Annotated in this window: 12 protein-coding genes and 1 pseudogene; 10 read left to right on the top strand and 3 right to left on the bottom strand. The window is 42.4% G+C overall.

Going from position 1 to position 14,366, the window contains the following annotated elements:
- The first annotated feature begins 4 nt into the window (after positions 1-4).
- The gene (locus NSS88_RS11415) at positions 5-886 is read left to right on the top strand and encodes an IS3 family transposase (protein ID WP_341084601.1); all 882 of its coding nucleotides are present in this window, start codon (positions 5-7) and stop codon (positions 884-886) included.
- Between the two features lie 694 nt (positions 887-1,580).
- Here NSS88_RS11415 and NSS88_RS11420 read toward each other — a convergent pair.
- The gene (locus NSS88_RS11420) at positions 1,581-1,787 is read right to left on the bottom strand and encodes a hypothetical protein (protein ID WP_341084604.1); all 207 of its coding nucleotides are present in this window, start codon (positions 1,785-1,787) and stop codon (positions 1,581-1,583) included.
- 84 nt (positions 1,788-1,871) lie between these two features.
- On the opposite strand from NSS88_RS11420, the gene NSS88_RS11425 reads away from it, so the two are divergent.
- The gene (locus NSS88_RS11425) at positions 1,872-2,930 is read left to right on the top strand and encodes an IS630 family transposase (protein ID WP_339239467.1); all 1,059 of its coding nucleotides are present in this window, start codon (positions 1,872-1,874) and stop codon (positions 2,928-2,930) included.
- Between the two features lie 8 nt (positions 2,931-2,938).
- On the opposite strand, the gene NSS88_RS11430 is transcribed toward NSS88_RS11425, so the two are convergent.
- Positions 2,939-3,136: a hypothetical protein gene (locus NSS88_RS11430; RefSeq protein ID WP_341084607.1), complete on the bottom strand. Its 198-nt coding sequence runs from the start codon at positions 3,134-3,136 to the stop codon at positions 2,939-2,941.
- 128 nt (positions 3,137-3,264) lie between these two features.
- Between NSS88_RS11430 and eno the strand changes: the two are divergent.
- The 7 genes and pseudogenes from eno to istB all read left to right on the top strand — a co-directional run.
- Positions 3,265-4,206 (top strand): annotated as a pseudogene (gene eno, locus NSS88_RS11435) (phosphopyruvate hydratase); the annotation flags it as partial.
- 243 nt (positions 4,207-4,449) lie between these two features.
- Positions 4,450-5,232, top strand: a complete 783-nt coding sequence (locus NSS88_RS11440) for a CAP domain-containing protein (protein ID WP_341084610.1) — start codon at positions 4,450-4,452, stop codon at positions 5,230-5,232.
- Between the two features lie 363 nt (positions 5,233-5,595).
- Positions 5,596-6,780: a hypothetical protein gene (locus NSS88_RS11445; RefSeq protein ID WP_341084614.1), complete on the top strand. Its 1,185-nt coding sequence runs from the start codon at positions 5,596-5,598 to the stop codon at positions 6,778-6,780.
- Between the two features lie 231 nt (positions 6,781-7,011).
- A complete protein-coding gene (locus NSS88_RS11450; protein ID WP_014195603.1) occupies positions 7,012-8,292 on the top strand; it encodes an IS110 family transposase in 1,281 nt (426 codons plus the stop codon).
- Positions 8,293-9,442: 1,150 nt separating this feature from the next.
- The gene (locus NSS88_RS11455; protein WP_341084617.1) at positions 9,443-10,444 is read left to right on the top strand and encodes a leucine-rich repeat protein; all 1,002 of its coding nucleotides are present in this window, start codon (positions 9,443-9,445) and stop codon (positions 10,442-10,444) included.
- Positions 10,445-10,561: 117 nt separating this feature from the next.
- Entirely contained in the window at positions 10,562-11,764 is a 1,203-nt protein-coding gene (gene istA / locus NSS88_RS11460) for an IS21-like element IS5376 family transposase (protein WP_061580737.1), read from the top strand.
- Positions 11,761-12,516, top strand: coding sequence for an IS21-like element IS5376 family helper ATPase IstB (gene istB / locus NSS88_RS11465; protein ID WP_061580738.1), 756 nt, complete (start codon positions 11,761-11,763; stop codon positions 12,514-12,516). Before istA ends, istB begins: the two co-directional genes overlap by 4 nt.
- On the opposite strand, the gene NSS88_RS11470 is transcribed toward istB, so the two are convergent.
- The gene (locus NSS88_RS11470; RefSeq protein WP_341084620.1) at positions 12,472-13,623 is read right to left on the bottom strand and encodes an IS630 family transposase; all 1,152 of its coding nucleotides are present in this window, start codon (positions 13,621-13,623) and stop codon (positions 12,472-12,474) included. The genes istB and NSS88_RS11470 overlap by 45 nt on opposite strands.
- Here NSS88_RS11470 and NSS88_RS11475 point away from each other — a divergent pair.
- Entirely contained in the window at positions 13,594-14,298 is a 705-nt protein-coding gene (locus tag NSS88_RS11475) for a leucine-rich repeat domain-containing protein (protein ID WP_341084623.1), read from the top strand. The genes NSS88_RS11470 and NSS88_RS11475 overlap by 30 nt on opposite strands.
- The last annotated feature ends 68 nt before the right edge of the window (positions 14,299-14,366 follow it).

Genomic DNA, 14,366 nt, shown 5'->3' on the forward strand with positions numbered 1-14,366 from the left:
GGGAATGGAAGCCGTACCAGCTCAAAAGAAATTCGCAATCATTCAAGAAATGGCTGGGTGTCATGGTTCGATTCAACAATTATGTGAGATAGCAGGAGTGTCTCGAAGTGGATACTACAAGTGGGTAAAACGACAGGAACGCCCTTCTCAGAAGCAATTGGAAGACGAGCATCTAAAGAAAAAAATCGAGGAGTGCCATGAAGGACTGAAAGGCATCTATGGGTATCGGAGAGTCAAAGTCTGGCTTAAGAGAAAATACAAACTGAATATCAACCATAAACGAGTACAAAGGTTGATGAGAGAGATGGGAATTTGTGCGGTGATTCGGAAGAAACGGCCTTATTACGGGAAGAAAGAGCCTTATGTCATTTCGGACAATCATCTAAACAGGGAGTTTCACGCGTCAAAGCCAAACGAGAAATGGGTGACAGATATTACATATTTGATTTTTAATGGGCAAAAACTCTATTTGTCCGCCATTAAAGACCTATACAATAATGAAATTGTGGCCTACCATATTAGTTCGAGAAATGACATCAAACTGGTGCTTGATACACTAAAAAAGGCCATAAAAAAACGGAATGTAAATGGACTCCTCCTACATAGCGATCAGGGGTTCCAGTATACATCCCGCCAATACAACAACTTACTTAAAAGATACAATATAAAGGCCAGTATGTCCAGAAAAGGGAACTGTTTGGACAATGCCTGCATGGAAAACTTTTTTAGCCATTTCAAGGCAGAGTGTTTCCATCTGTACTCTTTCCGTACAGCCCAAGAGGTAAAGGATGCCGTACACAAGTATATTCGTTTTTATAACCACGAACGTTTCCAAAAGAAATTAAACAACCTGAGCCCTTATGAATATAGGACTCAGGCTGCTTAAATGTGCTTTTTTATTCCTGTCTACTTGACAGGGGTCACTTCAGCATGAGGGCATCCTTTATTTCTAGTTTTTTCTCTTCTTTTGGATATATTGTATTACAATTACGATAAATATGAGAAAAAGTAGCACATCAATAACCCAATCGAGGGAGTATGTTTTTAAAAAATCCTTTGCGGTACTTTTTATGACTAATAATAAAAGACTAACGATTAACCCTATGATAACGCCTGTCATGGCAGTAAATATAATTTTTGCTTTACTCATTTTTGTATCCCTCTGTTGAATTTATATCGTTTTATCAAATAAGGATGTCTTCGTATCAGGATTCATTTTGTTTTTGTAGTTTGTTGAAAGTTCAGTTACCATGAATGTGTACATTATATTCAAAGGTGTAATTTTTACAGTCCATTTTCCGAACTTTTTTCCTTGTATTCCATACAATAAGCTATATTTCATTAGACTCCAAAAATATCTGAACGGTCTGTGGTTATTTGTTTTTTCTAAATCAATGCTTATTGTAAAAACTAATTCTTCACCCGGATTGTACCACTCCATCATTATCTTGGTGTCCTGTTTAATGTTTACTGCTTTGCACCATACAATAACAACTTCGTCCAAATAATTAAACACATTCTTTTTATTTAATGGTTTTAAATGGTGGTCTAGTGCTGTACATGAGCAAATCTCTACAATGTTAATACGACCCACCACCAATTGCTTTATGTAACCAGTTTTCTGCTTTTGTTATACCTTTATCTATCGATTTTCCAATTTTGGTATTATCAAACCATTTTTCTACACCTATTATTTTGTTAGATACTTCGGCAGCTACGTTACCCCCGATATAGCCAACAGCTCCACCTTTAACAGCTCCCATTGTTGTTTTTATATATATGCTCATTGAAAAGTTAACCTTCGTATAAGTGGTGCCCACTCCGGTTATACTGCTCCTAAGGAAAAGCATGGAAAAGGAGCGGAATTCTGCATGAAACGTCTCAAAATCACCAACGATCACGGATGGACACCTCGGACACTTCGCAAACAGGAACGGAAAATCAAAAACACCCTTCTTCGCCAACGGGTGATGGCGGTTCGCCTGGTCATGGAAGGCTATTTGGGCAAAGAGGTGGCCTCCATGGTCAACGTGTGCCGACAAACCGTTTCCCATTATGTGTCGCTGTTCAACGAAGGCGGTCTGGAGCTCTTGCTTCATCGGGATTTCGCCCCCGGGCGGGAGCCGTTTCTCACCGAAGAACAGCAGGAAGAGATCAAACAGCTTGTGTTGACCACCACTCCCGCGGAACTGGGCTGGGACGTCGCTTCGGCGTGGAACACCAAACTCCTGCAATCCTATGTCGAAAAGCACTTCGGTGTTTCCATTTCCCGCGAAGCGTTGCGAAAACTCCTGCACCGCAAAGGGCTGTCGTGGACACGGCCGACCTACACATTGGCGAAAGGCGATCCGGATCGACAAAAGAATTTTGAGAAACAGATCGACTTCATAAAAAAAAACTTAATGGATCCTGATTCGGTCTTGTTGTACCTTGATGAAACACATATCCGCTCTTACCATGTCTTGCGGTCCACATGGTCGGAAGTCGGCCGCCAAAAACAAGTGCCGACGTTCGGCCATCATGCCCACGTATCGCTGTTTGGCGCGGTCAACATCCACGATGGCGAAACGGTGCTTCATCAAACGACCGCTGCCAATGCCGCGACGTTCTTGGATTTCTTGAGAATGCTCAAAGAGCGCTATCCGGACCGTCTCATGGTCTTGGTGTTGGATAACGCCCGCATTCACCATGCCAAAATGGTCAAGGAGTTTTTGCAGGAAGAAGGGCAGTGTTTTCACTTTATTTACCTTCCTCCCTATTCGCCACAGCTGAACCCGATCGAACGCTTATGGAAATGGCTGAAAGATACGGTGATTGCCAATGTATTTCACAAGGATCGCAACGATATCATTCAAGCCATTACTCGGTTTGTCCACTACATCCACGAACGTCCGGAGGAAGTGCTGCAGCGCTTAGGGTGTGCAGGATGACTGAGAAGTTAACTCTTCATGTTGCATGTATATAGTGCGGCTTTCCTTTCCAGCATCGTAAATCCTGTTGTAGCGGCTTTGTAAGCCATTTGTCCACCTTTGGCAGCTCCAAGAGGAATAGACACTAGATTTGTCAACGTATTGTCCCTTAAATCGTTTGCTACTGAGCTCACAACTCTATGAGCTACTTTTTGTAGTGAATTCATCTTTATTCCCCCCTAAAATAATTTCGGTTATTTTAGATGTCATACATTATTGTAATACAGAGAATTCGTGAGGGGTAACAAAAATTTTCTGACAAATTTCTTCATCTTTCTACAAATTTCTACAAATCGTGGCTCACGCGGCAGCGGACGAGTTCGGCCTGTCATTGTACCAATATTTAGGTGGCTTTAACGCAAAAACATTGCCAGTGCCAATGATGAACATTTTAAATGGCGGTGCGCATGCAGATAACAACGTTGACATTCAAGAATTTATGATTATGCCAGTTGGCGCACCAAACTTCCGTGAAGCGCTCCGTATGGGTGCGGAAATTTTCCATAGCTTAAAATCAGTGTTAAAAGCGAAAGGCTACAACACCGCTGTTGGTGATGAAGGTGGATTCGCTCCAAACTTAAAATCAAACGAAGAAGCGTTGGAAACAATTATCGAAGCGATTGAAAAAGCAGGCTACAAACCAGGCACAGAAGTGATGCTTGCGATGGACGTGGCATCTTCTGAGCTTTACAACAAAGAAACAGGCAAATACCATTTAGAAGGCGAAGGCGTTGTGAAAACGTCAGAGGAAATGGTTGCTTGGTATGAAGAGCTTGTCAACAAATATCCGATCATCTCGATTGAAGACGGCTTAGACGAAAATGACTGGGCTGGTCATAAATTATTAACAGAGCGCCTAGGCAAAAAAGTACAACTTGTTGGTGACGACTTGTTCGTAACGAACACGAAAAAATTAGCACAAGGCATCGAACAAGGTGTCGGAAACTCAATCTTAATTAAGGTAAACCAAATCGGGACGTTAACAGAAACGTTCGAAGCAATCGAAATGGCGAAACGCGCAGGCTATACAGCAGTAATTTCTCACCGTTCTGGTGAAACAGAAGATAGCACAATCGCCGACATCGCGGTGGCAACAAACGCAGGTCAAATTAAAACAGGTGCGCCATCACGCACAGACCGCGTCGCAAAATACAATCAATTGCTTCGCATTGAAGACCAATTAGGCGAAACAGCGGTATACGATGGAGTAAAAACGTTCTACAACTTGAAGAAGTAATAGATGAAGGATGCCTTCGCATGAAGTGACCCCTGTCTACTTGACAGGGGTCACTTCATATAGAGGGGGTTCTTAATGTACAAAAACTTGAGTTAATTTAACGATACTAGTTATTTTATGATTTTAGATAAAGTGCATGTGTATAAATTGTTATGGTCTAACCCTAGAAAAAAATAGTATAATTTTGATGTAGACATCAAATAAACCACTTAATTTTTCAATGGTTGAAGGAGCAGTTATATAGTGATTGAGTTTTTAGCCGAATATTTGATGACAAATCGAATGGGAGGTAAAAAGATGAAAAAAGTTGTATCGTTAGGGTTAGCGTTTTCGTTAGCGTTAGGAGGGGTATTACCGACATTTTCATCCGAGCCTACCAAAGTAGAAGCAGCAGGGTATGAGTTTACGAAAGAACAACAAGAGGCATTGGATTACATTAACGAGGTAAGAAAAAATATCGGATTAAAACCAGTGAAATTAAACCCATTTTTAATTAAGGCGGCAGAGAATCATGCGAATTATCTATTTTTGAATAAAACAAAAGGTCATAGTGAAATAAGCGGTAACAAAGGTTTTACAGGAAAAACTCCTTCAGATAGGGTAAAAGCAGTAGGTGGTTTTAGTTTACTTGAAGGTGGTATAGGAGAGGGAGTTAGTTATGGAAAAACCAAAATTACAGACGGTATAAAATCGTTTTTAAACACAGCATATCATAGAGAACCTTTAGTTCACCCTGAATTAGAAAGTGTCGGGGTAGCAATAAATAACGGTACAGTTGTAGCAGTATATGCATATTCAGCGGACAGTCAAAATAATGAGATTTCAATTTATCCTTATGATGGTCAAAAAGATGTACCGATTGGGTTTTATGGTCACGAAATTCCAAACCCTTTGGAAAAATTCAAAGTAAGTAAATCAGGTTATATAGTAAGTTTTTCAGCACCTAGTATATATACAGAAAATATAGATGTTAAAATAACACCTGAATCCGTGACAGCAGCTCATCAAAAGCACCGGAAAACGTAATCATATCAAGGGTTTAGCCCAGTTTCGGATGTTCACTTATTGAGTGAAAAGCAAAAAGTGTGATATTTGTTGATTTATCAAGCTTTCTCAGCAGTTTGAACGCGTTTTTATCACGGATTCAGGATAACAGATAGTAAAGGTAATTCATTACCTTTCTTTTTAGAGGATACGGGAGGTACTTGGTTTATATATCCAAAAAATGAGTTAGCTTATGGTGAGAGATATACTGTTTCTGTTAATTATAAAGATGATTTAGAAGAAAATGCTCCTATTCAAAACAAAACATGGTCATTTACAACGGTAAAAAGCGGTACTTCAACACCAACAACTCCACCACAACAAACTCCGCCGAAACCAAAAGTGGTGTATGCTGACTATAAAGATGGTCAATACTGGTCAGAGCCAATGCTTTGGGCATTGGACAAAGGATTAATCACGGGGTATATGAATGTGAAAAACCCGAAAACGGGGAAAGTAGAAAACTTGTTAAAACCGATGGACACATTGACAGAAGGTCAGTTTTTAACGATTTTATTCCGTTATTTATATCCTGATGAGTTGAAAAACACAAAACCAAAAGACCCGAAATTTGATTTATCGGTTGTGTATCAAATGGCGGAAAAATATAAGTTGCCTACAAAAGCGAATTTTAAAAATCGTGCAGATGCGTACAAACCGATTTCACGTGGGACAATGGCTCAAATTTTAGCGTCAGCACATTATAAGAAAGTGGTAACGGAAAAAGATGCAGTAAAATTCATGTATGATGCAAAGATAACAAATGGTTATCCAGATAAAAATGGTAAATACCCTAAAACGTATGAATCCTTTGGAGTAAAAGAAAAGCTATTAAGAGCACATATTGCAGTGTTCTTGAAAAATTATGATACGTACCTTCAAAACAATAAAAAGCAGGTCGTAAACGGTATCACAGTAGATTATGGAAGACACACATATGGAGTAAAGAATCAAGCTGAATATAACAAAGTAATGGAGATTGTAAGAAATGAGTTAAAGAGATTAGATAAAGAGCCTTGGGTAGATGGTAGATACGCTAAATACTTTGATATGTATTTAGATGGGGTTAGAAAAGAAAAATATAAAGTAGGTTCACTAGATTATAGGGGTATGTTTCAAGCTGAACAAGCGTTAAAAGATTTAGTTGATAAAAAGGTAAGTAAAGAGGATATAAAGAAAGTTTATAAAATTAAAACAATATCAAATGAGTTGTTACAAGATACAGATGACCCTAGAAATGGTAAACCTGAATCAGCGTATGACGCTTTGGTTAATAAGTTATCAGATTGTGATTCAGATGCTCAAGTATATTCAGCATTATTAGATGCTATGGGGTACAATACAATGATTCTAGCAGATGAAGACCATGCAGATGCATTTGTGCAAATAGGTAGTCATTGGTTTGAAGTGCAGTCTTTAAGGTATTTAGATTTATCGAAAGGTTTTGAAGAAGGAGAATATGTAAAAGTTCAACCGACTAATGGAGATATAATAAATAAAGATGGTACTGTTACAAAAGCGAAAAAATAATAGATTTCAATTTTGAGATGATGTTATTAAATAGCATCATCTTTTTTATGTCGATACATAACAGACGATTTTAAGAGTGTATTCGTGAGCTAAATCATAGTGGACATCAAATATAAAATAAAAGGAGCATTCCCGTTAGGAGCTTTTCCGGGGACTTGATCAAAAAAAGCCCTCTTGGTATGATGCAGGGGTGTCAAACAATACCTACCATCATGCCAAGGAGGACTTCAGATGAATTGTACACAAAACTATAAAATTGATCAAGTTACGGAACAAACGCTTGTCGTGGGCATCGATATCGCGAAACGAACTCACTACGCCTGCTTCGTGGATGACCGGGGGCGCGTGCTTCGCAAGTCGTTCCCGATCTTCCAGTCGAAAGAGGGGTTTCAGCAGCTGTATAAAGCGATTCAGGAGGCGATGCAAGCGTTTGGGAAGTCAGAGGTGATCGTCGCGGTGGAGCCGACCGGGCACTACTGGTTGAACCTGGCCTACTTCCTCGAGGAGCACGGGATCCCGTTGGTCATGGTCAACCCGGCGCATGTGTGCCGGTCGAAAGAACTCGATGACAACCTGCCGACGAAACACGACGCCAAAGACGCCCTGGTCATTGCCAGACTGGCAAAAGACGGACGATTCCTCGTCCCCCGGCTGCTGCACGAGATCGAAGCCGATTTGCGCGTGGGAAGCACGCTCAAAGAGAAGCTCCGCAAGGAACAGACGGCGGTGAAAAACGCGATCGTCCGCTGGACCGACCGATATTTTCCGGAGTTTTGGACGGTGTTTCGCGACCTGGGGAAAACGGCGCTTTCGGTGCTGGAGTGGACGCCGCTTCCGGCCGATATGGCCGGCCGATCCGCCGAGGAGCTCATCGAGGTGTACCGGCAAAGCGAAGGGCTGAAATGCCCGCAGAAGGCCAAAATTCAGGCGTTGATCAACGCCGCGAAGGACTCCATTGGGGTGACGGAAGGGACGACGATGGCCCGGTTTGAGATCGCCGCGCTCGTCCGCCGATACCGCCAATTGGAGGCGGAGATCGCCGCGTTGGACGCCGAGTTGAAGGCATTGGTTCAAACGACGATGGAGTATCAATGGCTGAAAACGGTCGACGGGTTGGGAGACGCCACGATTATCGATCTGTTGGCGGAGATCGGCAGCTTCGCCCATTATCGGGACCCGCGCCAATTGGTGAAGTTGGCGGGCCTGACGCTCAAGGAGAACTCCTCCGGCCAGCGCAAAGGGCAAAAGCACATCTCCAAACGGGGACGGAAACGGCTGCGCTCGGTGCTGTTTCGGGCGATGATTCCGCTGATCCGGCACAACGAGGCGTTTCGCGAGCTGCATGAATATTACACGACCCGATCCGTCAACCCGCTGACCGGAAAGCAATCCATCGTCGCCTTGTGCCGGAAGCTGTTGAATGTGCTGTTTGCGATTTGTACGAAGAAACAAGCCTTTGACGCGGAGCGAATGAAACAGGACGTCTTGTCCCAGGTGCAACGGGCGGCCTAAGGCCTCCCCCTGCGAACGGAAGAATCGTTGGACAACAGGATGACACCGGAGAAGCTGGCGTGATTTTATCCATTCGACCTTGAGTCCCCAAAGGAGCTTGGCCGGCCTCCGCCTGATGACGAGACCGAACGAGGGAATGTTGGCGCGAAGACGCCCGGAGACATGGGAGGGTTCGTCCTCATCAGCGACGCGGAGATCCAAAGGGTGCATCGAATACGCTTCCCCCACGGCAGGAAAATATAACCAGCCGTGGCCGCGAAGCGCACCCTAGGTCTGTAAGATATCCACAAAACTGAAAAAGGATGTAAGGGATTTTGTCGAAAAATATTTTTTGGACACCCCTGAGAGGCCGAAAAGCCTTGATAGATCAACATTTCTAGAGGGAGGTGTAATAACATGCGCGCGAATGATTTTAGGACTCCAAAAGTAAGGTTGTATAACAGGATTACTTTCGCAGTTATATTAACGTTGATTATTTTAATAGCCTGTTTATTTTTCTTTGGAGGATTGGAATTAGGGATGTTTGTAAAATCGGAATAATAATTAAAAACAGACCGTCTTTCTTTTAAGAGAAAGGCGGTTTTTTACTGGGAAAAATAATAAAAATAGAGAACGATTAAAAACGGCAATAAAAAGAATTAGATTAATCTGTAAGATCATCGAAAGGCGGGTTCTAAACTATGTTTCGAGATTTGGATTACAGGTTGATCATTCAAGTAAGTTCAGTCATTTTCGCAGTATCTTTCATCATCGGGTTTCTGATCGGTTATTTTTTCTAGGAGTTAAAAGTTCGTTCATGATTATTTTGTGGTGTAAGAATTTTCAAGGTAGAAATTTTACATGTGTAGGAAGATAATAAGGTTTCTAGGTAAGTGTGATAATCATGTCACGGCAGTGCCATAAAGGGTACTGCTTTTATTATTTTTATTTTCAAAAGTAATTTAAGAAAAACGGACAGTTCTTGGAGTAAGAAAAAATTTAAAAGATGTCCAGAGATTGTAGAAATTCAAGACAAGCAGAGAGAGAAAGTTTATAAGTACTAGGAAATAAAAATTTCACCTTTTTAAAAAGAAGGGAGTTGAAAGAGATGATAAAGTTGAGGAGGCAAAGTAAGCAGTTCATATCGTGCATGTTGGTAATGGGTTTAGTGATGAATGTATTGTCGATAGGGGTACTTGCTGAGGATGTAAGTGGTTCGATTGGCGAAATAACAGGAAGTGGGGGTGCAGTGAGCAGTGAAGAAGAAAGCCAAGCGAATCAAGAGGTTAATGCAGGAACGGAAAATCCAGATAATCAGAATGCGGAAACTACTACAGGAACAGGAGAAGCTTCAGAAGAAGCGTCGGGGGCAACAAATACGGAAACGCCGAATGAAGGAAGCACAGAAGAAACAGGAGGAACAGCAGGACCAACAGGAGAATCAACAGGAGGAACCACAGAAGAAGCAATAGCAGGAGAAGTAACAGACGGAGCCACAGGAGAAGCGATAACAGAATCAGATACCAATGCAGAGCAATCTGCACCAAATGAGAATGCATCAGAAATGTCATACAATAGCAATAATGATTACGAGTATTTTGTGGAAAATAACGAGGTAACTATTTTCAGGTATATAGGAACGGATAAAGATGTAGTTATTCCGAGTACGATAGATGGTTATTCGGTAGTAGAGATTGCTGAAAATGCTTTTCTAAACAGTGGGATAAGATCAGTAGTCATACCAGAGGGTGTAAAACTGATAGGTGATCAAGCGTTTATGGGTAATGAGTTGACCTCGGTAGATATACCGGGGAGTGTAACTCGGATAGGCGATTGGGCGTTTTTTGATAATGATTTAACTTCTGTAACTATTGGGAGTAGTGTAGAGTATATCGGTTTAAGGGCATTTTCTCAGAACAATATAGATTTTATAAATTTACCTAGTTCAGTAAAAGTGATAGGTGATCATGCTTTTTCTGTTAACAATCTTACGAGTATTGATATACCTGACAGTGTAACGGATATTGGAAAATATGCGTTTGCTGATAACCACATTGAAGTTGCGAAACTACCAGTTGGTCTTACAACTATTAGTGAAGGTTTATTTTCTCATAACAATTTAACGGGTATAGACATACCTGAGAGTGTATATACATGCAACATGAAGAGTTAACTTCTCAGTCATCCTGCACACCCTATGTTAAAGCCGATGATAAAATCCCCAATATAGCCGGAATAAAATTCCCCACTTACAATAGAACCATAGTGTCAATGAGAGGAGCTATGGTTCATGATTACGAGAGGGGAATTTTTTATGATCAAAGAGATGTATGAAAGGGGAATGAGTATTTCCGATATTGCGAGGGAATTGGGGATCGATCGGAAAACCGTCCGAAAATATATTCACTCCCCCAATCCTCCTTCCAAATCCAAGCGAAAACAAAGAAAAAGCAAGTTAGATCCATTTAAGCCGTATCTTCAAAAACGAATGTTAGAAGATGGGGTGTTTAATAGCGAAAAGTTGTTTTTTGAAATTCGACAACAGGGCTATACGGGAGGAAAGACGATTTTAAAAGACTATATGAAACCTTTCCGAGAGACGGCGAAAAAGAAATACACCGTTCGTTATGAAACGCTTCCTGGCGAACAAATGCAAGTCGATTGGAAAGAAGTCGGGGAGGTCGTGATCGAAGGGAGAAAAGTCAAGTTATCGCTATTTGTGGCTGTGTTAGGCTATTCGCGGATGAAATACGCGGTATTTACGGTCAGCCAGGATCAGGAACACTTAATGGAATGCCTAATTCAGAGCTTCAAGTACTTTGGCGGGGTTCCGAAGAAGGTGTTATTTGACAATATGAAGACCGTTACAGACGGGCGAGAACAAGGAGTGGTGAAATGGAATCAACGATTTTCCGAATTTGCGAGTTACTACGGATTTATTCCAAAAGTATGCCGGCCTTACCGGGCCCAGACAAAGGGAAAAGTCGAACGAGCCATTCAGTATATTATGGATCACTTCTATGTAGGAACATCGTTTGAAAGCATCGAAGAATTAAATTTCCTTTTACATCGTTGGCTCGATCAAGTGGCGAATCGGAAGCCAAACGCCACTACCGGCATTCCTCCGCAAGAGCGTTGGGCAGAGGAACAGCTGAAACCTCTCCCGTTGAAAGATTACGATACGAGCTATCTTTCCTATCGGAAGGTGCATTGGGATGGCAGTTTCTCCTACAAAGGGGAACAATGGCTCTTATCGGCGGAGTATGCGGGCAAAGAAATTCTGGTGAAGGAGCGATTAAATGGAGATATTCGATTGTACTTTCGAGGGGAGGAGATTTCTCACGTGGACCAACAGAAAAAAGTGATTTCATTCGCCGAAAAAATAAAAAAGAAACAGACGGAAATGGCCGCCACCATTTCGCCTATTTCGGTGGAAGTGGATACTCGTCCATTGTCCGTTTATGACGCATTCCTGCGAGGGGAAAGCTCATGAAAGAACGAATACACGAGTATTGCCACCAACTCCATTTGCCTGTCATGGCGGAGCGATGGTCCGCCATGGCAGAATACGCCTCTACTCATAATATATCATATTCAGAGTTTTTATTCCGCTTATTAGAGGCAGAAATCGTCGAAAAACAGGCACGATCGATCCAAACGCTCATCAAGCTGTCCAAACTGCCGTATCGCAAGACGATCGATACGTTTGATTTTACCGCGCAGCCTTCGGTGGATGAGCGCCGGATTCGAGAACTGCTTACGTTGTCCTTTATTGACCGGAAAGAAAATATCCTCTTTCTCGGTCCACCGGGGATTGGGAAGACACATCTGGCAATTTCGATTGGAATGGAGGCGATCGCAAGAGGATATAAAACGTATTTTATTACCGCCCACGATTTGGTCAATCAGTTAAGAAGAGCCGACCAGGAAGGAAAGTTGGAGAAAAAGCTTCGTGTCTTTGTGAAGCCAACCGTTCTCATTATTGATGAAATGGGGTATCTAAAACTGGACCCGAACAGCGCTCATTACTTATTTCAAGTGATCGCCCGGCGGTACGAGCATGCCCCGATTATCCTCACCTCCAACAAAAGCTTTGGGGAATGGGGAGAAATCGTGGGAGACTCGGTTTTGGCGACAGCGATGTTAGATCGATTACTGCATCATTCCATCATTTTCAACCTAAAGGGGGAAAGCTATCGATTACGGGAAAAGAGGCTCCAAGAAGAAAAACAGAAGGATCAATGAAAGGTCCTTCTGGGGAATTTTAAACCGGCGATTTTGGGGAAAAAATAATCGGCCTTGACACCCTAAGCGCTGCAGCACTTCCTCCGGACGTTCGTGGATGTAGTGGACAAACCGAGTAATGGCTTGAATGATATCGTTGCGATCCTTGTGAAATACATTGGCAATCACCGTATCTTTCAGCCATTTCCATAAGCGTTCGATCGGGTTCAGCTGTGGCGAATAGGGAGGAAGGTAAATAAAGTGAAAACACTGCCCTTCTTCCTGCAAAAACTCCTTGACCATTTTGGCATGGTGAATGCGGGCGTTATCCAACACCAAGACCATGAGACGGTCCGGATAGCGCTCTTTGAGCATTCTCAAGAAATCCAAGAACGTCGCGGCATTGGCAGCGGTCGTTTGATGAAGCACCGTTTCGCCATCGTGGATGTTGACCGCGCCAAACAGCGATACGTGGGCATGATGGCCGAACGTCGGCACTTGTTTTTGGCGGCCGACTTCCGACCATGTGGACCGCAAGACATGGTAAGAGCGGATATGTGTTTCATCAAGGTACAACAAGACCGAATCAGGATCCATTAAGTTTTTTTTTATGAAGTCGATCTGTTTCTCAAAATTCTTTTGTCGATCCGGATCGCCTTTCGCCAATGTGTAGGTCGGCCGTGTCCACGACAGCCCTTTGCGGTGCAGGAGTTTTCGCAACGCTTCGCGGGAAATGGAAACACCGAAGTGCTTTTCGACATAGGATTGCAGGAGTTTGGTGTTCCACGCCGAAGCGACGTCCCAGCCCAGTTCCGCGGGAGTGGTGGTCAACACAAGCTGTTTGATCTCTTCCTGCTGTTCTTCGGTGAGAAACGGCTCCCGCCCGGGGGCGAAATCCCGATGAAGCAAGAGCTCCAGACCGCCTTCGTTGAACAGCGACACATAATGGGAAACGGTTTGTCGGCACACGTTGACCATGGAGGCCACCTCTTTGCCCAAATAGCCTTCCATGACCAGGCGAACCGCCATCACCCGTTGGCGAAGAAGGGTGTTTTTGATTTTCCGTTCCTGTTTGCGAAGTGTCCGAGGTGTCCATCCGTGATCGTTGGTGATTTTGAGACGTTTCATGCAGAATTCCGCTCCTTTTCCATGCTTTTCCTTAGGAGCAGTATAACCGGAGTGGGCACCACTTATACGAAGGTTAACTTTTCAATGAGCATATATATAGTTACTATTGAGGCTCATGCTTTTCGGGCAAATAATCTTGTTAATGTTAGAATACCAGACAATGTTACGTTCATTGGAGAGTATGCTTTTAGTTCTAACCTATTAACTTCAGTAATAATCGGAGAAAAAGTAGAAACAATTGGAGAGAGGGCGTTTGGGTATAACAATTTAACAGAAGTAGTAATACCTGATTCAGTTAAATCAATTGGTCAGTATGTTTTTGCGGATAACAAATTAACAAAAGTAACATTATCGAATGCAATCACAGAAATTCCAACTGGTGCATTTATGAATAACGATTTTACAGAATTCGTTATTCCTGATGGGATTGTTGTAATTGGAGAGTCTGCTTTTGTAGGGAACGAGTTGACTTCAGTGACATTTGGTCAATCTTTAAAGCAAATTAAGGACTTTGCGTTTTACGGTAATAACTTAACATCAGTAAATCTTCCAAAAGGGGTAAATTCAATTGGTTCTTATGCATTTGGTTCTAACAAATTAACATCAATAACAGTGAATGGTTCATGGGAAAAAACATCAAATGGTTTAATTGGTGTCTATATAGATGCAATTTGAAGATTTACCATTTGCAGCTTTTATCGACTGTCAGGCGACCGAACAACGCCGCTTCACAGACCCATATA

Origin of the sequence: Geobacillus sp. FSL W8-1251 (genome assembly GCF_038005945.1) — a bacterium.
GTDB classification, from domain to species: domain Bacteria; phylum Bacillota; class Bacilli; order Bacillales; family Anoxybacillaceae; genus Geobacillus; species Geobacillus stearothermophilus.

What these genes read in the sequence shown, in the direction of transcription:
- NSS88_RS11420 (WP_341084604.1), bottom strand. Translation starts at nt 1,787, where the DNA reads ATGAGCATATATATAAAAACAACAATGGGAGCTGTTAAAGGTGGAGCT.
- NSS88_RS11470 (WP_341084620.1), bottom strand. Translation starts at nt 13,623, where the DNA reads ATGAAACGTCTCAAAATCACCAACGATCACGGATGGACACCTCGGACA.
- NSS88_RS11455 (WP_341084617.1), top strand. Translation starts at nt 9,443, where the DNA reads ATGAATGTATTGTCGATAGGGGTACTTGCTGAGGATGTAAGTGGTTCG.
- istB (WP_061580738.1), top strand. Translation starts at nt 11,761, where the DNA reads ATGAAAGAACGAATACACGAGTATTGCCACCAACTCCATTTGCCTGTC.
- NSS88_RS11430 (WP_341084607.1), bottom strand. Translation starts at nt 3,136, where the DNA reads ATGAATTCACTACAAAAAGTAGCTCATAGAGTTGTGAGCTCAGTAGCA.
- NSS88_RS11450 (WP_014195603.1), top strand. Translation starts at nt 7,012, where the DNA reads ATGAATTGTACACAAAACTATAAAATTGATCAAGTTACGGAACAAACG.
- istA (WP_061580737.1), top strand. Translation starts at nt 10,562, where the DNA reads ATGATTACGAGAGGGGAATTTTTTATGATCAAAGAGATGTATGAAAGG.
- NSS88_RS11425 (WP_339239467.1), top strand. Translation starts at nt 1,872, where the DNA reads ATGAAACGTCTCAAAATCACCAACGATCACGGATGGACACCTCGGACA.
- NSS88_RS11415 (WP_341084601.1), top strand. Translation starts at nt 5, where the DNA reads ATGGAAGCCGTACCAGCTCAAAAGAAATTCGCAATCATTCAAGAAATG.